The sequence below is a fragment of the Streptomyces sp. NPDC059454 genome (genome assembly GCF_042749965.1).
Classification (GTDB): Bacteria; Actinomycetota; Actinomycetes; order Streptomycetales; family Streptomycetaceae; genus Streptomyces.
Map to the genome: position 1 here is coordinate 123,315 of NZ_JBHYVC010000003.1, position 18,623 is coordinate 141,937.

Genomic DNA, 18,623 nt, shown 5'->3' on the forward strand with positions numbered 1-18,623 from the left:
TCGTGCACCTATTGCCCCGCCGCCAGCCGTTCACCCGTCTCCGTCGTGAACAGACCGAGCCGGTGCGCCATCGCCGCCGCCTCGCCCCGCCCGGAGACGCCCAGCTTGGCGAGGATGTTGGAGACGTGGACGCTGGCCGTCTTCGGGGAGATGAACAGTTTCTCGGCGATACGGCGGTTGGTGTGGCCGGCTGCCACCAGCCGCAGGACGTCGCGCTCCCGGCTGGTGAGGCCGAGCGCGTCGGCCGGGTCGGCGGGGGCCGGCTCACGGGAGGCGGCGGGCAGTGCGAGGCGGGCGCGCTGCGCCAGCAGCACGGCGGACCGGGCCAGCGGTGCGGCGCCGAGGTGGTCGGCGACGGCGGTCACCAGCCGCAGCAGTTCCGTGGCGCGGGCGCGCTCGTCGTCGCCCGCGCCGGTGGCGAGCAGTGCCTGGGCGAGCCTGAACCGGACGCGTACGAGGTCGTAGGGCCGCTCCAGTGGCTCGACCGCCGCGACGGCCGCGGACCATGCGTCCGGCGCGGTCCTGCCCTCGGCGCGCAGCAGCTCGGCGCGCAGCCACAGGTCGTACGCCTTCCATACGGGGACGCCGGTCGCCAGGGTCCTGGCCGCGGTGCGGATCCGGTCCAGGATCTCCGGGCGGCCGGGCTCGGTCGCCGGGTCACCGTGGGCGTCGGCCTCCGCGGTGGTGGCGGCGAGCAGCAGGGGCCAGCCGTAGCGCTGGGTGCCGGGCGGGAGTCCGGTGTCGAGGGCGGTGAGCAGTTCGGCGCGGGCGTCGGCCAGGCGGCCCTCGGCGGCGGCGATACCGATGGCGACCCATTTCATGGGGAGGGCGTACTGCGGCATCGGGTCGTGGGTGCCGAAGACGGTGCGGGCGTCGGCGAGCCGGCGGGCCGCCTCGGCCAGGTCCCCCCGGTCGTACGCGAGAGACGCCAGGCGCATCGAGCCTCCGGCACGCTGCTTGGCGCTCTGTTCGAGACGCTGGGCGTTGGCCGCGGCGCGGGCCGCCTCGTCCCAGCGGCCGAGGGTGTGGAGGGACTCGGCGAGGTTGCCCCACACCCAGCCCTCGGAGTCCAGCAGCCCGAGCCTGCGGGTGACGTGGACACCTTCTTGGAGGAGCCTGGCGGCTTCCGCGGAGCGGCCGACGCCTTCGAGGACGGACGGGAGGTTCACATGGGCGCGGCATACCACCATGTCCACACCCAGTTCGGTCGCCCGGTCCTTGACCTCGTACATCTCGGCGAGTCCGGTCTCGATGTCACCGGCGTCGACCATGAGGCCGCCGAGGGTGAGCCGGGCGTTGAGCTCGATGTCGTGGGCGCCGACCATGCGGGCGTACTCGACGGCGCGTTCGGCGGCGGCCATGGCCTCCGGGCCGGGTTCGTGCAGCATGGACCAACCGGCGGCGGAGGCGAGGACCTCGGCGTGCACCTCGGACGGGGGCAGTCCGCGCACCAAGTCCTGTGCGGTGCCGAGTTCGGCCCAGCCGTCGCCACGGGCGAGGGCCTGGGTGAGCCGGGAGCGCTGCACCCAGAACCAGGCGGCGCGCAGGGGGTCGGGGTCCTCGTCGAGGAGGCGCAGCGCCCGCTTGGTGATCTTCATCGAGCGTTCGCGTTCCCCGCAGAGGCGGCCGGCGACGGCGGCTTCGGCCATCAGGTCGAGATAACGCAGCGGCGTCGTCCCGGGGTCGCAGCCGCTGGGGGTCCCCCCGCGCCCTTCAGGCAGTGGGGGAGGATAGACCTCGGCGTGATCGAGGGGGCGCAGGGTGTCCCGTACGGCGTCGGGAACGGCGTCCCACAGCTCCATCGCCCGCTCCAGCAAGCCCAGTTGCTCGGAGTAGGCGTGGCGTCGGCGGGCTTCGACGGAGGCGTCGAGGACGGCGGGCAGGGCCTTGGCCGCGTCGTGGGCGTGATACCAGTAGCTGGCCAGGCGGGTCACCCGCTCGTCGGCGGGGACGAGGGTGGGGTCGGCCTCCAGGGCCTCGGCGTAACGGCGGTTGAGGCGGGAGCGTTCGCCGGGCAGCAGGTCGTCGCTGACGGCCTCGCGGACCAGGGAGTGGCGGAAGCGGTAGCCGTCGCGGTCGGGTACGGGGGTGAGGATGCTGGCGTTGACGCCGGCCCGCAGGGCCTCGATGAGGTCGTCCTCGGTGAGCCGGGCGACGGCGGCCAGCAGCCGGTCCTCGACGGTGGAGCCGCCCTCGGCGACGATCCGGGCGACCTGTTGGGCGCTCTCCGGCAGTCCCTCGACCCGGACCAGGAGCAGGTCGCGCAGGGAGTCGGTGAGGCCGGTGCAGCAGCCCTCGCCGGCGGCGACGGCGAGTTCCTCGACGAAGAAGGCGTTGCCGTCGGAGCGCTCGAAGATGTCGTCGACGCGGTCGGGTTCGGGTTCGCGGGCGATGATGCCGGCGATCTGCCGGGCGACCTCCTCGCGGTTGAAGCGGCCGAGTTCGGCGCGCTGGACCGTGCGGAGCCGGTCGAGTTCGGCGAGGAGGGGGCGCAGGGGATGGCGGCGGTGGATGTCGTCGGAGCGGTAGGTGGCGAGGACGACGAGGCGGCCGGTGCGCAAGGTGCGGAACAGGTAGGCGAGCAGGTGGCGGGTGGAGGCGTCGGCCCAGTGCAGGTCCTCCAGGACGAGGACGACGGTGTGGTCGGCGGCGACGCGCTCCAGCAGGCGGGCGGTGAGCTCGAAGAGGCGGGCCATGCCCTGTTCGTCGCGGCGGGCCTCGCGGGCGGCGGTGCCGATTTCGGGGAGCAGGCGGGCGAGTTCCTCCTCCTGTCCGGAGGCGGCGGCGGCGAGCTGGTCGGGCAGTTCGCGGCGGAGTTGGCGCAGGGCGGTGGAGAAGGGGGCGAAGGGCAGTCCGTCGGCGCCGATCTCGACGCAGCCGCCGAGGGCGACGATCGCGCCGCGGCGGCGGGCGGCTGCGGCGAACTCCTCGACCAGGCGGGTCTTGCCGACGCCGGCCTCACCTCCGACGAGCAGTGCCTGGGGCTCGGCGGCGGCGCGGGTGAGGGCGGTGTTCAGTGTGTCGAGTTCGGTGCTGCGGCCCACGAACACGGGACTGACGGACTTGGTCTCCACGCGCCTGAGCATCGCATGCTCCCCCGACAACGGGTCACCGGTTTTCCTTGTGGGGCGGGGCGGCGCCGTTGGGCGTGCGGACCGGCGCCTGCGGGGTGCCCGGTGTGAGGGCTGGGCGGGGGTGGGTCGCGCGGCCCGGCGTTCGCGGGGTGCCTCCCCGCTCTCGACTGCTCCCCCGCTCTCGGCTGCTCCCCCGCTCTCGGCTGCGCTCGAGCGGGGTGCCCCCATGAGCGGGGGGTGCTCCCACCGCCCACCCGTGCCGCTGGGGACATCCCCAGGCCCTTGGGGCACGGGGGAGGCACGATTGCCCGCGGTTACGCGGCGGGTCTCATGCGGCCCCGGTGAAGCGGTAGCGCCGGGTATGGCTTTCCGCCTCGGTGTTGCGTGGGGCGGCGTTGTGGCGGGTGGCGCGGCGGAGGCGGAGGGCCTCCCGGACCTGGCGCTCTTCCTCCGCCCGGCGGACGAGCTCGTCGTGACGGAGTCGGTGGAGTGCGTACGCGAACATGGTGTGTTCCCCCCGGAGGAGTCGGTGTCGGCCATCGCTTTCCGCGATGCCTCCACCTTCGTCTCCAAGGCGGGTCCGCCACATCGGGAGGGTTCCGTATCTTGCAGCCGGCCCGGGGCCTTAGAAGGTACTTAGGCGTTCTGAGGCCCCAGTTGCTGCGCCACCAGCCCCGCCGCACCGGCGACCGCGAGCGCCATGGCCGCCGTACGTGTGTGCCGGGCGTTCAGCCGCCGGGTCAGCGGACCGGCGAGCAGCACGCCGGCGACCGCCGCCGGCGCGAGCAGCACCGCGCGCTGCACGGTGTGCGCCCCGACGGCTCCCGCCGCCGCCAGCGCGACCAGGCTCATCAACGAACCGGCCAGGAAGAACGCGCTCATCGTGGCCCGCAGCCGCGGCCCGCTCAGCCGCTGCCACACCATCGCCATCGGCGGGCCCCCGATGGAGGTCGCCGTGCCCATCAGCCCCGACGCCATCCCGGCCAGAAGCACCGAGGAGCGCCGCGCGCGGGGTACGTACCCCGCCACGCTCACCGCGACGCCGGTGAGCACCACTCCGGCGATGAGCAGCGCGAGGTACTTCGCCGGCAGCACCACCACGAGCAGTGCGCCCGCGGCCGCTCCCGGCACCCGTCCGACGAGGGCCCAGCCGCAGCCGCGCAGATCCGCCGTGCCCCGCTCCCGCAGCAGTACCGCCGCCGTCACCCCGGCGGCGAGCAGCAGCACCACCGGTGGCGCCAGGGTGGGGTCGACCAGGGAGAACACCGGCGCGGCGATCATGCCCAGGCCGAAGCCGACGGACACCTGGAGCACCGTGCCGACGCCCACCGTGAGGGAGAGCAGGGCGAACTCCGCGCCGGTCAGGCCCACCCGGACCGCTCCCCCAGGGGGAAGTGGCACAGGGCGGTGTGGTCGTCGCCCGCGCCCTCGGACTCCCGGACGACGAGCGGGGGCGCCTCGGTGGCGCACGTGTCCTCGGCGTGCCGGCAGCGGGTGCGGAAGCGGCAGCCGGAGGGGATGTCGAAGGGCGAGGGGATCTCGCCCTTGAGCTGGATCTCCCGGTCGTGGGCGGCACGGGAGGCGTCCAGGACCGGTGCGGCCGACATCAGCGCGGCGGTGTAGGGGTGCTGGGGACGGTCGAAGACGTCCTCGGTCCCGCCGTGTTCGATGACCTTGCCCAGGTACATCACCGTCACCCGGTCGGAGATGTACCGCACCACGGACAGGTCGTGGGAGATGAACACGTACGCGACGCCGAGCCGGGACTGGAGTTCGGAGAGCACGTTGAGGACCTGGGCCTGCACCGACAGGTCCAGGGCGGAGACCGGTTCGTCGCACACGATGAGGTCGGGGTCCAGGGCGAGCGCGCGGGCGATGCCGATGCGCTGGCGCTGCCCGCCGGAGAACTCGTTGGGGTAGCGGTGGGCGTCGCTGTCCCGGAGCCCGACCAGGGAGAGCAGTTCACGGATCCGCTTCTCGCGGGCCTTCGCGTCCGGGACGACGTCCTTGTGGGTGCGCCAGGGCTCGCCGATCAGATCGGCGGCCGACATCCGGGCGTTGAGCGAGGCGAAGGGGTCCTGGAAGACCATCTGGACGCGGCGCCGCCAGTTGAGCAGCTCCTTGCCGCGCAGGGCGAACGGGTCGACGCCGTCGTAGCGCACCGTGCCCGCGTCGGGGCGTTCCAGGCCGAGCAGTACCCGGGCGAGGGTGGACTTGCCGCAGCCGGACTCGCCGACGAGCCCGAGGGTCTCGCCCCGGCCGAGCCGTATGTCCACGCCGTCCAGGGCGGTCAGCCGACGGCGGCCGCTGCCGAAGCTCTTGGTGACACCGCTGACCTCCAGCAGTGGCGGGTGTCCGTCGGTCCGGGGCCCGGGGATCGCAGGGGTGGTGCGGGAGTCAGTCACGGTCGAGCTCCTCGGAGAAGTGACAGGCCGCCGACCGTCCGTCGCCGGCGGCGCGCAGGGCCGGCCGTTCCCGGACGCAGCGCTCCCGCACCAGCGGGCAGCGGGCCTGGAAGACACAGCCGGGCGGCACCGCGCTCAGCTCGGGCGGGCTGCCGGGGACGGCGGGCAGCGGCTGTCCGCGCTCGGCGTCCTCGGGGACGGAGTCGAGCAGCCCGCGGGTGTAGGGGTGGCGGGGCGCGGAGAAGACCTCGCGCACCGTGCCCTGCTCCACGACCGTTCCGGCGTACATCACGACGACGTCGTCGGCGCGCTGGGCGACCACGGCGAGGTCGTGGGTGATCAGTACGACGGCCATGTCCCGCTCGTCCTGGAGGTCCCGCAGCAGCCGCATGATCTGGGCCTGCACGGTGACGTCGAGGGCGGTGGTCGGCTCGTCGGCGATGAGCACGTCGGGGTCGAGGGCGACGGCCATCGCGATCAGCAGCCGCTGGCGCATGCCTCCGGAGAACTGGTGCGGGTAGGACTTGGCCCGCTGCCTCGGTTCGGGGATGCCGACGCGGGTCATCAGCTCGACCGCCTTCTCCCGGGCCTCGCGCCGGGAGAGTCCGCGGTGGATGCGGAACGGCTCGCCGATCTGCCGGCCCACCGGCTGCACCGGGTTGAGGGCGGTCAGGGCGTCCTGGAAGACGATGGACAGGACGGGTCCGGCCAGCTTGCGGCGTTCGGCCGGGCTCATCCGCAGGGTGTCCTCGCCCCTGACCCGCACGGCGCCTCCGGTCACCTCGGCCGCGGGGTCGAGCAGGCCCACGACCGACAGCGCGGTCATCGACTTGCCGCAGCCGGACTCGCCGAGGAGGGCCAGGGTGCGGCCGCGGCGGACGCTGAAGCTGACGCCGTCCACGGCGCGTACCGTCCCGGAGGCCGTGCGCAGGTCCACGCAGAGCCCTTCGACGTCGAGGGCGGGGCCGGTGGCGGACGGGGCGGTGGCGGATGTGGTCGTCACGGGATCATCTCCGGGGGAACGGCGGCGGAGGCTCCGCGGCGCTTGCGGGGCAGCGTCAGACGCCAGCGCTGGGCGGGGTCGGTGGCGATGCGGGCCCAGGCGGCGAGCACCGTGGCGGACACGGTGGTGAGCACGATGGCCAGTCCGGGCAGCACGGTGATCCACCAGGCGGTCTGGAGGTACTGCCGGCCCTGGGCGACCATCAGGCCCCAGCTGACGTCCGGGGGCTGGATGCCGATGCCGAGGAAGCTCAGCGAGGACTCGGTGAGCATCACGAAGCAGAAGTCGAGGGTGGCGACCGTCAGCAGCGTCGGCAGGGCGATCGGCAGGATGTGCCGGTGGATGATGTTCCGGCTGGGGGTGCCGAAGGTGCGGGCCGCGTCGACGAACAGGCGGCTGCGCAGTTCGGCGGCCTCCGCGCGGGAGGTGCGCAGGTACACCGGGATGCGGGCCACGGCGAGGATCAGCACGATGTTGAGCGCGGAGGGCGAGAAGACGTACAGCACGACGACCGCGACGAGCAGGGAGGGGAAGCTGAGGATGACGTCGGCGACGCGCATCGCCACGCTCTCCCGGCGGCCCCCGTGGTAGCCGGCCCACAGGCCGATCGCCGATCCGATGATCAGTGAGCAGAGCACCGCGGGGACGGCCACGGACAAGGTCGTCCCCGCCGCGTCGATCAGCCGGGCCAGCACGCTGCGCCCGAGGACGTCGGTGCCGAGCAGTCCGTAGAAGCCGTCGCTCAGGGAGGGCGCCCGCAGGGAGGCGTCCAGGTCCTGGCGCTGTGCGCGGTCGCCGATGAACAGCCGGCCGAAGAGGGCGACCAGGACGACCACGGTGAGGACGGCGGCTCCGACGGCGGCGGCGCGGTCCCGGCCGAGCAGCCGCCACCAGCGCGGCGGGCTCTTGTGGGCGGGGGCGGACTCCGGGGCGTCCGCACGCCCGTCCCCGGCCGCGGTCTCTTCTTCGGTCATGATGCTTCCTTCACTCACGCCGGCACCGCCTGACGTACTCGGGGGTCGGTCAGCGCGTGGCAGACGTCGACGAGGATGTTCAGCGCGAAGATCGTCACGGCGGTCAGCAGGACGGCCGCCTGGAGGACCGCGAAGTCGCGCTGGAGGATGGAGTCGATCATGAGTTTGCCGATGCCGGGCCAGCCGAAGATCGTCTCCACGATGACGGCGCCGTTGACCAGGCCCACCGTCAGGTCGCCGGCCACGGTCAGCACCGGCGTCACGGCGTTGCGCAGGGCGTGACCGAAGATCACCCGCTGGGGCGTGGCGCCCTTGGCGCGGGCGATCTTGACGTAGGGCGCGGAGAGCGCGGAGACCATGCTGCCGCGCACCACCTGGACGAGCACGCCGAACGGGCGGATGAGCAGGGTCGCGATGGGCAGCACCCAGACCTCGGGTCCGCCCAGGGTGCCCGAGGTGGGCAGCCAGGCGAGGCTCACGCCGAAGACGAGGACGCCCATGACGGCGAACCAGAAGTCGGGGATGCTGGCGGCCGTCATCGACAGCAGGCTGGCGATCCGGTCGACCAGGGAGTTGGGCCGGTAGGCGGCCAGGCTGCCGATCAGCACCGCGCCGGTGATCGCAAGGAGCATGGTGACGCCGGCGAGCTGGAGGGTGACGGGGAAGGCGTCCAGCACCATCTCGGTGGCGGACTGCCCGGTCCGCAGCGAGGTGCCGAAGTCCAGGTGCGCGGCGTCGACGAGGTAGTTCCACAGCTGGGCCGGGACGGAGAGGTCGAAGCCCTGCGCGGCGGAGAACTCCGCGCGCTGCTCGGCGGTGGCGCTCAGCGGGAGGTAGAGGTCGACCGGGTCGCCGGTCATCCGGGCCAGGAAGAACACGCCCAGCACCACGCACACCAGGGGGATGGCGCTGGAGAGGATGCGTTTGCGCAGAAAGGTGACCATGTCAGTGCTGTCCTGCCTTCGCCGGGCCGACCTCTGCCAGCCGCATCTCGTCGCCGGTGGCGGAGTTCGGCTCGTACCGGATGGACGGTGACAGGCCGAGCAGTCCGCTCATGTGGGCCAGGTGGGCGTACTGGACGACCGACCTGTTCTGGTCCGCGAGCAGGCCGGCGAACGCCTTCTGGCGCTGCTCGCCGGAGAGGGCGCCGGCGTCGGCGATGCGCCGGTCGAGCTCCTCGGTGCCGAAGGTGGACTGGGGTCCGTCGCTCAGCAGGTACTGGCTCGTGGTGAAGGCCGCGTCACCGGCCTGGTTGCCGTGCATGATCAGCAGGGCGATGGGGCCGACGTTCTCGGGCAGCGGCCGGAGCTGGTACTGGAGCTGGGTGGCGGTGTCCGCCATCCTGACCTTGACGTTCAGCCCGATCCGCTGCATCTGGTACTGGAGGGCCTCCGCCGTCTCCGACACCCCGGAGAACATGCCGTTGCGGGCGACCAGGGTGATCTGCCGGCCGACGGGTACGCCGTCGGCCTCGGCCGCCTCGATCAGGGCCTTGGCCTCGGCCACGTTCTGCCGGGTCGGTTCGATCGCCTCGTCGTGTCCCACCACTCCGGGCGGGACCAGCTGGCCGGCCGGTTCGGCGAGTCCGCCGAGCAGGGCGTCGATGATGCCGTCCCGGTCCACGGCCAGGTCGACGGCGCGGCGTACGCGCAGGTCGTCGAGCGGCGCCTCGCGGCCGTCCAGCCGCAGCGCGGTCGTCTCGTTGTTGGGGAAGGCGACCGTGGTGTCCTTCTCCGCCTCGACGGGGTCGAGGGCCACGGCGATCTCCGCCTCACCCTTGTCGATCATGGCGGCGCGGACACTGGCGTCGCTGCGCCACACGTAGCGGGCGCGGGGGAAGTCCGGGGCGTCGCCCCAGTAGTCGTCGTGGCGGCTGAGGTCGATCGCCGCCCCGGGCTGCCAGGAGCTGACGGCGTAGGGGCCGGTGCCGATCGGGACACGGACCTTGGCCTCGGCGTTCGTCGTGCGCGGCACGATCTCCACGAAGCTCAGGCGCAGCGGCAGGATCGGATCGGGCTGCTCGGTGGTGACGGTCAGCCGGGTGTCGCTCTCCGCCTCGACCTTCAGGTCCTCGTCGCCGAAGACATAGCCCTCGACGTTGCAGGCGAGGTCGGAGTTGACGGCCCGGTCGATGGAGAAGGCGGCGTCCCGCGCGGTGAACGGCTCGCCGTTCTGGAAGGTCACCCCCTCGCGCGTGTCGAAGGTCCAGGTGCGGTCACCGGTCTGTTTCCAGCCGGTGGCGAGCAGGGGGTGCAGCTCGCCGGAGTCGGGGTCGCGTTCGACGAGGGGCTCGGTGATGTTGGACCGGACGACCACGCCGGTGCCGGTCAGCGATGCCTCGCAGGGTTCCAGGGTCGGTGGTTCCTGGGTGAGCACCACCCGCAGGGTGCGGCCGTCGGCACGGCCGGCGTCGCCGGCGGCGCTGCCCGCCACGGCGCAGCCGCTGGACAGCAGCACCGTGCCCGCCAGGAGTGTCGCCGTCGGCGCGCGGCGGCGCCTTCGTCCGGTGGGCGGGAGGGAGGAAACGGAGAACTTCATCGTCGGCCTGTCTCCGGTGAGTGCTGGTGTGTCGCGTTCCACGTACGGGTGACTGCGAGAGGCTGTCTACACTTGCGTACTCGGTCCGCATCTGTGAACGCCGAAGCTAAACCGGCACCGGGGCAGCGTCAAGACATGCGCAGGAACGGATCTGTCCAGCTCCACTCCCGCTCCACCTCCGCCGCACTCACGCCCCCGGACCCTCCGGGCCCGGCCGGGCGCCCGCGCCGGCCCGTCGCGACGACCACGGGATCCCGCCGCAGAGGGCGGAGCGCCACGTTCCGGAAACTCGCCGAAGACAGGAGAACACCATGTCCAGCCCCGGCACCACCCCCGTCGGCCCGGCCACCCTGCTCCAGGTCTCCCCCTTGCTCCCCCGCCTGGAGCGGACCCTGGCCGAGCGCCACCGCACGGTGCGGCTGCACGAGCTGCCCGACCCGGACGGCTTCCTCCGCGACCACGGCGGGGACGTGGTCGCCGCCGTCACCAGCGCACGGTTCGGGGTCGGCGACGCCCTGATGGACGCGCTGCCGAGGCTGGGCGCGATCGTCCACTTCGGCGTCGGATACGAGACCACGGACGTGGTCCGCGCCCGGGCGCACGGCATCGACGTCAGCAACACCCCGGACGTGCTCACCGACTGCGTGGCCGACCTCGCCGTCGGGGCGCTGATCGACGTCATGCGCCGGATGTCGGCGGCCGACCGGTACGTGCGGGCCGGCCACTGGAGCACCGCACCCTTCCCGCTGGCCTCGCGGGTGAGCGGCAAGCGGGTCGGCGTCCTCGGGCTGGGCCGGATCGGCCGGGCCGTGGCGCGACGACTCGAGGGGTTCGGCGTGGAGGTGGCGTACTGCTCGCGCGTCCCGGTGCCCGGTGTCGCGTACCGTCACCTGCCCACCGCCGAGTCGCTGGCCGAGGCGTGCGACGCGCTCGTCGTCACCGTCGCGGGCGGCGCGGACACGGAGGGGCTGGTGTCGGCGCGGGTGCTGGAGGCGCTCGGCCCCGAGGGGCATCTGGTGAACGTCGCGCGGGGCAGCGTCGTCGACGAGTCCGCCCTGGTCGCGGCGGTGGAGGCGGGACGGATCGCGGGAGCGGCGCTCGATGTCTTCGCCGACGAGCCGAACGTGCCGCGGGCGCTCCTGGACTCGGACCGGGTGGTCCTGCTCCCCCACATCGCCAGCGCCACCCGGGAGACCCGCGAGGCCATGGCCGACCTGGTGCTGCGCAATGTGGAGCGTTTCATGACCGAGGGGGTGCTGCTCACCCCGGTACCGGGGTGAGCCCATTGACACCACCCCACCCGGCTGTCTACAAATGAGAACGCCGACTACATATGAGGATGGCATTCATGGTTCGGACCTCAGAGCGGATCGCCGGCGTCACCGTGACCCCCGTGGCCTTCCGGGACCACCCCTTGCTGAACACGGTCGGGGTGCACGAGCCCTACGCACTGCGCACCATCGTGGAGATCACCACCGAGTCCGGTGTCAGCGGCGTCGGTGAGACCTACGGCGGCACGGTGCATCTGGAGCGGCTGCGGCGCGCCGCCGAGGAACTGACCGGCATGGACGTCTGGAGCCTGAACGAGCTGATCACCCGCACCACCCGCGCGCTGGGTGCCGACACCACCGGCGGCGACGGCATGTCCGGCATGGTCACGGGCAGCAGCGCCGTGGACCGGGTCATGTCCCCGTTCGACGTCGCCTGCCTGGACATCCAGGGCAAGCTCGTGGGCCGGCCGGTCAGCGACCTGCTGGGCGGAGCGGTGCGCGACTCGGTGCCCTACAGCGCGTACCTCTTCTACAAGTGGGCCGCCCACCCGGGCCAGGAGGACGACGACTGGGGCCCCGCCCTCACCCCGGAAGGGCTGGTCGAACAGGCCCGCCGCATGATCGGCGCGTACGGCTTCACCTCCATCAAGCTCAAGGGCGGCGTCTTCCCGCCCGACGAGGAGATCGCCGCGGTCAGGGCGCTGCGGAAGGCGTTCCCGGACCTTCCGCTGCGGCTCGACCCCAACGCGGCGTGGAGTACGGAGACGTCCCTGCGCGTCGCCCGGGAGCTGGACGGTGTCCTGCAGTACCTGGAGGACCCGACCGAGGGCATCGGGGGCATGGCCGCCGTGGCCCGCGGGACCGCCACCCCGCTGGCCACCAACATGTGCGTGGTCTCCTTCGACGACCTGGCCCCCGCCGTGGCCGAGGGAGCCGTGGGCATCGTCCTGTCCGACCACCACTTCTGGGGCGGTCTGCGGCGCTGCGGGCAGCTCGCCGCGATCTGCGAGACCTTCGGCCTCGGCCTGTCGATGCACTCCAACTCGCACCTCGGCATCAGCCTCGCGGCCATGACCCACCTGGCCGCCGCGACACCGCGGCTGACCTACGCCTGTGACACGCACTGGCCCTGGAAGCGGCCCGACGAGGACGTCGTCGACCCCACGCCGCTGCGGTTCGACGAGGGCCGGCTCGCCGTACCGAAGGCTCCGGGTCTCGGCGTGGAACTGGACCGGGACGCCCTCGCCCGGCTGCACCGGCAGTACCTCGACTGCGGGCTGCGCGACCGCGACGACACCGGCTACATGCGCCGTTTCGAGCCGTCCTTCTCCACCAAGACCCCCCGGTGGTGAGCGGCTGATGCGCATCATGCTCAACCACCGCATCCTGAGCCGCTTCCACGACCGGCTCAAGGCGTCCACGCACGGCGAGCACGACTGGCTGGAGGCCTTCGACCTGGACGCCGTGCGGCTCTCCGAGGCCATCGGCGACATCGACGTCTACGTCGGCTCGAAGCTGCGCCCCGAGGACGCCCGGCGCGCGCGGCGGCTGCGGCTCGTCCATGTCGTCGGCGCCGGCTACGACGGCATCCCGCTGGACGCGCTCCACCCGGGAGTCACGGTCGCCACCACCCACCACCACGGCCGCTCCATCGCCGAGCACGTGCTCATGTCGATGCTGATGCTCTCCCGCGACGTCCTGGGCGCCGACCGCGCGCTGCGCGCCGGGCGGTGGCGCAACGTGGCGGTCGATCCCGCGCTGCCCTTCGGGACCACGCTGCGGGGCCGCCGGGTCGGCGTCGTCGGCTTCGGCGAGACCGGCACCGAGGTCGCCCGGCTGTGCCAGGCGGTCGGCCTGCGCGTCCGCGCCGTGCGCCGCGACCCCTCCGCCCCGTTCCCCGCGGACCTGCGGCCCGACTGGATCGGCGGCGACGACCGGCTGCCGGAGCTCCTCGCCGACTCCGACGTCGTGGTGGTCACCGTCCCGCTGAGCCCCGCGACCCGCGGACTGATCGGCCCCGCCGAGCTGAAGGTCATGGGCCCCGAGGCCCTGCTGGTCAACGTGGCGCGGGGGCCGGTGGTCCAGGAGGAGGCGCTCTACGAGGCGCTCGCCTCCGGCACCATCGCGGGCGCCGCGCTGGACGTGTGGTGGTCGGCACCGCCCGACGCGCCGAGCCGGCTGCCCTTCCACGACCTGCCGAACGTGCTGATGACCCCGCACCACTCGGGCCACACGGCCGACACCTTCGCCGCCCGTGCGACCGAGATCGCCGAGAACATCGACCGGCTGGAGCGGGGGGACGCGCTCACCCACGTGGTCCGTGCCGGTTCCCCCTCCCCCGGCCACTGACCACACCGCTCCCGTCCCTCATCCAGAGTAGGAAAACACCCATGCTCGAAGGCGTTCTCTTCTTCCCCGTCACCCCGTTCACCGCGACCGGTGACGTCGACCTCGACGCCCTGCGCCGGCACATCGCGGACCGGGTCGACGCCGGCCCGGGCGGAGTCTTCGTCGCCTGCGGCACCGGCGAGTTCCACGCCCTGGACCACGAGGAGTACGGCGCGGTCGTGCGCACCGCCGTCGAGGCGGTGGGCGGACGCGTCCCGGTGTACGCCGGAGCCGGCGGCTCCGTCGGCCAGGCCCGCCGGCTCGCGCGGGCGGCCGCTCAGGCCGGTGCGGACGGTCTGCTGCTCATGCCGCCGTACCTGGTCGAGGCCCCCGCCGACGGGCTCGTCGCCTACACCCGCGAGGTGGCCGGGGAGACCGCCCTGCCGCTGATCGTCTACAACCGGGCGAACGCCCGCTTCGACGAGCGCTCGGCGGCGGCGATCGCCCGGCTGCCCACCGTGACGGGCTTCAAGGACGGCACCGGTGACCTCGATCTGCTCGCACGGATCGTCCCCGCCGTGCGGGAGGCGCTCGACGGGACCGGCAAGGAGTTCCAGTTCTTCAACGGCATGCCCACGGCCGAGGCGAGCCAGCTCGCGTACCGGGCGCTGGGCGTGGAGCTGTACTCGTCGGCCGCCTTCGCCTTCGCGCCCGATGTCTCCCTCGCCTTCCACCGCGCGGTGGAGGAGGGCGACCAGAAGCGCATCGACGCGCTGCAGCGCACCTTCTTCCACCCGCTGGTCCGGCTGCGCAAGCGGGTTCCGGGGTACGCGGTGGCGCTGGTGAAGGCCGGGGTCACCCTGGAGGGCCTCGAAGCCGGGCCGGTCCGTCCGCCGCTGACCTCCCTCACCGCGCCCGAGACCGAGGAGCTGGCGGCCATCATCGCCGAAGCGCGCGCCGTGATCGCCTCCTGAGCCTCCTGAACGCGCGTAAGGGGGTCTCCGGACACCCGGAGACCCCCTGCGGCACGGCTCAGCCGGTCGCCGGCAGGCCCAGGAGCACGTCGGTGTACTTGAGTACGGCCAGCAGCAGTCCGATGACGCCGAGCGCCACGCCCGCCCAGGCGACCGACTTGATCCAGGGCGCCTGGACCGTCCGGCCCGGCGCCCCGAACGCGGGCCTCGCCAGCACCACCGCGCCCACGATCAGCGCGGTCAGCGCGAACAGGCCGCCCCACAGCGCGCTGGTGTGCCAGGCGTCGCCGTAGACCTCCTTGACCTGGGTGGCGACGCCGGCGTCCGCGGCCGTCTCCAGCTGGCCCACGAGGGTCTCCCGCGCGGCGGCCACCGTGCCCAGCCAACTGCCGGTGAGCGAGACGAGGCCGAGGGCCGCGGAGACGACCGCGGCGGCGCCCTGTCCGACACCGGACGGGCCGTCCTCCTCGCCGGCCTCGGTCTCGGGTGCGTCCTGCGCCTCGTCCGTGGCGTCGTCCGGCTCGGTGGCGTCCACCGCCGTCTCGTCGTGCTCGGTCCCGGTCCCGGTTTCGTCCACTGTCCTGGTTCCCATGCCCCGCACCGTACGGACGCTCTCTGAGAGTCCGCTTAATGATCGCCGTGCGCGTCAGTGATCGTTGTGCGCGCGCCACTCCGGGGCCAGGACGGACCAGACCTCCAGGTCGTGGCGTACCCCGTGGTGGAGGTGGGCCTGGCGGCGGACGCCGTCGCGGGTCATGCCGAGCCGGCGGGCGACGTCGATGCTCGGCCCGTTGCCGGCCGCCGCGACCCATTCGACGCGGTGGATGCCGCGCCGCTCGACCGCCCAGTCGATGAGCACCCGCATCGCGCGGGTGACGAGCCCGCGCCCGGTGGCGGCGGGCTCCAGCCAGCAGCCGACCTCGCAGGTGCCGTTCGCGGCGTCGAAGTTCAGGGTGAGCACCCCGCCCACGAGCGTGCCGTCCAGCCACAGCCCGTGCAGCGAGGCCGTGTCGGCGGCGCGCCAGTCGGCGTACCGCTGGAGCATCTCCCGGGCGCCGGCCACGTCCGTGGCCTTGGAGCCGAAGGGGATGTACCGGTTGACGAACTCCCGGCCCCGGTCCAGATGGGCCAGGAACTCCTCGGCGTGCCAGGGCTCCAGGGGGCGCAGTTCGGCTCCGTCGTCACCCAGTCGTATCGCGTACATCCCGCTGCTGCTCCTCCTCGGCCAGCACGTCCGCCGCCTCGGCGTCCGTGGCGGCGGCCAGCCTCTCATGGGCGGCACGGGCCTCGGGCGGCTCGATGCTGATCCGCGGCAGGATCCGGTCCAGCGAGCGCGGCAGCCACCAGTTGGCGCCGCCGAGGAGGTGCATGAGGGCGGGGACGAGCAGGGTGCGCAGGACGAAGGCGTCGAGGGCGACGGCCGCGGCGAGCGCGATGCCGAACATGGCGATCACCCGGTCGCCGCTGAGGACGAAGGCGAGGAAGACCGAGATCATGATCACGGCGGCGGAGTTGATCACCCGGCTGGTCTCCGCGAGGCCGACGCGGACGGCGCGCCGGTTGTCACCGGTCTCCAGCCACTCCTCGTACATCCGGCCGACCAGGAAGACCTGGTAGTCCATGGAGAGCCCGAAGAGCACCGACACCATGATCACGGGCAGGAAGGGCTCGATGGGGCCCGCGCTGCCGAGGCCGAGCGGTTCGCTGCCCCAGCCCCACTGGAAGATCGCGACGACGACGCCGAAGGCGGCGCCGACGGCGGCCACGTTCATCGCCGCCGCCTTGAGCGGGATGCCGATCGAGCGGAAGGCGAGCAGGAGCAGCAGACAGCCCAGGCCGATCACGACACCGACGAAGAGGGGCAGCTTGTCGACTATGACGTCGGCGAAGTCGTCGTACCCGGCCGTCACGCCGCCGACCTGCAGGTCGAGCGAGGTGCCCGACTCGGCCCGCGGCAGCACGTCGTCGCGCAGCCGGTCGACCAGGTCACTGGTCCGCTTCGACTGCGGGGAGGACTCCGGTACGACGGTGAGGTACGCGGTGTCGCCGCCCGCGCCGTAGGCCGCGGGCGACACCGACGCGACGCCCTCGGTGGCGCGCAGGGTGGTGTCGAGGTTGTCCAGGGCGAGCCGGTCCCCGGCGCCGTCGACGTGGGTGACGAGGGTGAGGGGGCCGTTCACGCCGGGGCCGAAACCGTCGGCGAGGAGGTCGTAGGCCTGGCGGGTGGTGGACGTCTCGGGATCGTTGCCCTGGTCGGAGGTGCCCAGGTGGAGGGAGAGGGTGGGCAGCGCGAGGACGGCCATGACGACGATCGCGAGGGCGCCGAGCAGCTTGGGGTGGCGCTCGACGAACGCCGACCAGCGGGCGGCGAACCCCGTCGGCACCTCCGGCTCGGGCCCGTGCTCCGCCAGTCGGCGCCGCTCCCGGCGGTTGAGCGCGCGCATGCCGATGAACGACAGCAGGGCGGGCAGCAGGGTGACGGAGGCGGCGACGGTCAGGACGACGGTGAGCGAGGCCGCGATGGCGACGCCGTTGAGGAAGTTCAGCCGGAGGATCAGCATGCCCAGCAGGGCGATGCACACGGTGGCGCCCGCGAAGACGACCGCCCGTCCGGTGGTGGCGACGGCGTGGGTGGCGGCCTCGGTGACGGTGAGGCCGCGCTTCAGTCCGCGCCGGTGCCGGGTCACGATGAACAGCGCGTAGTCGATGCCGACGCCGAGCCCGATCAGCATGCCGAGCATGGGGGCGAAGTCGGCGACGGTCATGGCGTGCCCGAGGAGCACGATCCCGGCGTAGGCGGTGCCGACGCCGACCAGGGCGGTGGCTATGGGGAGCAGCGAGGCGGCGAGGGAGCCGAAGGCGAGGAACAGGACGACGGCGGCGACCAGCACGCCGACGATCTCGGCGGTGTGCCCGCCGGAGGACTCGCCGAGTTCGACGGCGCTGCCGCTCAGCTCGACCTGGAGTCCGTCGGTCCCGGCGGCCTCGGCCGTCTCCATCACGGCGGTGGCCTCGCCCGCGTCGATGTCCTCGGCCTGGTCGTCGAAGGTGACCGTGGCGTAGGCGGTGCGGCCGTCGGCGCTGACCCGGCCGGCGCCCCGGTCGTCGTACGGACCGCTCACGGCGGCCACGCCGGGCAGGTCCCCGATCCGGTCCAGGGTGCGGGTCATGGCCTGCTCGACGCCGGTGTCCCGGACGCTGCCGGACGCGGTGTGCCAGACCACGTTGTCGCTGTCGCCGCCGAGGTCCGGGAAGCCCTCCTCCAGCAACTGGGTGGCCCGCCCGGACTCGGTACCGGGCACCTCGTAGTCGTTCGAGTAGGCGGAGCCGGCGGCGAAGGCCCCGGCAAAGACCCCGCCGAGGGCGAGGAGCCAGAGCAGAACGGTGATCAGACGGCGTTGGACACACCAGCGTGCGAGGGCTGCCACGAAACGTGCTCCCGGGATGACTGAAGTGTGGATCTTTGACCGGGAACAGCCGAACGTGAACCGAGCATCCCGCAAAGAACGCATGGGCAATGCACTGCCCACCCTTGCAGGCAAGAGTGATCGTTTGTCGCTTTCGTGTACTAATTCACATGTCCCGGGCGGCTCAGTCGAACTGGTCCCCCAGCGCCATGACCATGAGCCCCGCGATCAGCAGCCACAGCGCCCTGCGGGTCCGCCCCCGGGAGCCCAGCACCGCGGCCAGGGCGCAGACGGCGGCTCCGCAGGCGTACGCGACGGGGACGAGGACCGGCGCGGGGCCGGTGAGACGGAGGAGGGCGGCGGCCGCCCCGCACAACGCGAGGACGGCACCGGCGCCCACGGCGGTCCACCGGGCCCGGCGCACCTCCCGCGCGGCGTCTTCCGCGTGGAGGTCCGGAGACGGTTCGGAATCGGCACGTCCGCTCATGGCGCGCGAGCGTAGCGCCCGAGGTCCCGAAACCCGGATGCGGGGGTGCGGGGCCGCCTGCTAGCGTCCGCCGTTCCGATGTTCCGCGGCAGTCCGCCGCCGGCCGAAGCAGGTGCTTTGATGCTTGTCCGCCCGATCTCCGACGCGACCCCTTCCCTCTTC

16 protein-coding genes are annotated in these 18,623 nt (G+C 73.0%); 4 read left to right on the plus strand and 12 right to left on the minus strand.

The features are described from left to right. Positions 1-8: 8 nt before the first annotated feature. The 8 genes from ACFXAE_RS03145 to ACFXAE_RS03180 form a co-directional block, all read right to left on the minus strand. A complete protein-coding gene (locus ACFXAE_RS03145; protein WP_384707122.1) occupies positions 9-3,086 on the minus strand; it encodes an AAA family ATPase in 3,078 nt (1,025 codons plus the stop codon). 316 nt (positions 3,087-3,402) lie between these two features. Beyond that, the gene (locus ACFXAE_RS03150) at positions 3,403-3,579 is read right to left on the minus strand and encodes a hypothetical protein (RefSeq protein ID WP_384707124.1); all 177 of its coding nucleotides are present in this window, start codon (positions 3,577-3,579) and stop codon (positions 3,403-3,405) included. Positions 3,580-3,710: 131 nt separating this feature from the next. Beyond that, a complete protein-coding gene (locus ACFXAE_RS03155; protein WP_384707127.1) occupies positions 3,711-4,445 on the minus strand; it encodes a TSUP family transporter in 735 nt (244 codons plus the stop codon). Continuing rightward, positions 4,436-5,479, minus strand: a complete 1,044-nt coding sequence (locus ACFXAE_RS03160) for an ABC transporter ATP-binding protein (protein ID WP_384707130.1) — start codon at positions 5,477-5,479, stop codon at positions 4,436-4,438. The genes ACFXAE_RS03155 and ACFXAE_RS03160 overlap by 10 nt, the downstream gene beginning before the upstream one ends. Beyond that, positions 5,472-6,482, minus strand: a complete 1,011-nt coding sequence (locus ACFXAE_RS03165) for an ABC transporter ATP-binding protein (protein WP_384707134.1) — start codon at positions 6,480-6,482, stop codon at positions 5,472-5,474. Before ACFXAE_RS03165 ends, ACFXAE_RS03160 begins: the two co-directional genes overlap by 8 nt. Then, a complete protein-coding gene (locus tag ACFXAE_RS03170) occupies positions 6,479-7,456 on the minus strand; it encodes an ABC transporter permease (RefSeq protein ID WP_384707137.1) in 978 nt (325 codons plus the stop codon). The genes ACFXAE_RS03165 and ACFXAE_RS03170 overlap by 4 nt, the downstream gene beginning before the upstream one ends. Positions 7,457-7,470: 14 nt before the next feature. Then, the gene (locus ACFXAE_RS03175) at positions 7,471-8,400 is read right to left on the minus strand and encodes an ABC transporter permease (RefSeq protein ID WP_384707140.1); all 930 of its coding nucleotides are present in this window, start codon (positions 8,398-8,400) and stop codon (positions 7,471-7,473) included. A gap of 1 nt (position 8,401) precedes the next feature. Further along, positions 8,402-9,994 carry an ABC transporter substrate-binding protein gene (locus ACFXAE_RS03180; protein ID WP_384707143.1) on the minus strand — a complete coding sequence of 531 codons (1,593 nt, stop codon included), beginning with the start codon at positions 9,992-9,994 and terminating at the stop codon, positions 8,402-8,404. A gap of 311 nt (positions 9,995-10,305) precedes the next feature. On the opposite strand from ACFXAE_RS03180, the gene ACFXAE_RS03185 reads away from it, so the two are divergent. The 4 genes from ACFXAE_RS03185 (at position 10,306) to ACFXAE_RS03200 (ending at position 14,567) form a co-directional block, all read left to right on the plus strand. Next, positions 10,306-11,274 carry a 2-hydroxyacid dehydrogenase gene (locus ACFXAE_RS03185; protein ID WP_384707146.1) on the plus strand — a complete coding sequence of 323 codons (969 nt, stop codon included), beginning with the start codon at positions 10,306-10,308 and terminating at the stop codon, positions 11,272-11,274. Between the two features lie 68 nt (positions 11,275-11,342). Continuing rightward, the gene (locus tag ACFXAE_RS03190; protein WP_384707149.1) at positions 11,343-12,617 is read left to right on the plus strand and encodes a glucarate dehydratase family protein; all 1,275 of its coding nucleotides are present in this window, start codon (positions 11,343-11,345) and stop codon (positions 12,615-12,617) included. Between the two features lie 7 nt (positions 12,618-12,624). After that, positions 12,625-13,614 (plus strand): 2-hydroxyacid dehydrogenase, encoded by a 990-nt coding sequence (locus tag ACFXAE_RS03195; protein WP_384707152.1) that lies wholly within the window; start codon positions 12,625-12,627, stop codon positions 13,612-13,614. Between the two features lie 20 nt (positions 13,615-13,634). Then, positions 13,635-14,567, plus strand: coding sequence for a 5-dehydro-4-deoxyglucarate dehydratase (locus ACFXAE_RS03200; RefSeq protein ID WP_384707387.1), 933 nt, complete (start codon positions 13,635-13,637; stop codon positions 14,565-14,567). Between the two features lie 58 nt (positions 14,568-14,625). Here ACFXAE_RS03200 and ACFXAE_RS03205 read toward each other — a convergent pair whose 3' ends face one another. The 4 genes from ACFXAE_RS03205 to ACFXAE_RS03220 all read right to left on the minus strand — a co-directional run bounded on the left by ACFXAE_RS03205 (position 14,626) and on the right by ACFXAE_RS03220 (position 18,461). Continuing rightward, positions 14,626-15,159 (minus strand): hypothetical protein, encoded by a 534-nt coding sequence (locus tag ACFXAE_RS03205; protein WP_384707155.1) that lies wholly within the window; start codon positions 15,157-15,159, stop codon positions 14,626-14,628. A gap of 54 nt (positions 15,160-15,213) precedes the next feature. Then, positions 15,214-15,771 carry a GNAT family N-acetyltransferase gene (locus tag ACFXAE_RS03210; RefSeq protein WP_384707158.1) on the minus strand — a complete coding sequence of 186 codons (558 nt, stop codon included), beginning with the start codon at positions 15,769-15,771 and terminating at the stop codon, positions 15,214-15,216. Continuing rightward, a complete protein-coding gene (locus ACFXAE_RS03215; protein ID WP_384707161.1) occupies positions 15,749-17,995 on the minus strand; it encodes an MMPL family transporter in 2,247 nt (748 codons plus the stop codon). Before ACFXAE_RS03215 ends, ACFXAE_RS03210 begins: the two co-directional genes overlap by 23 nt. 163 nt (positions 17,996-18,158) lie before the next feature. Beyond that, entirely contained in the window at positions 18,159-18,461 is a 303-nt protein-coding gene (locus ACFXAE_RS03220) for a hypothetical protein (RefSeq protein ID WP_384707164.1), read from the minus strand. Between the last annotated feature and the right edge of the window lie 162 nt (positions 18,462-18,623).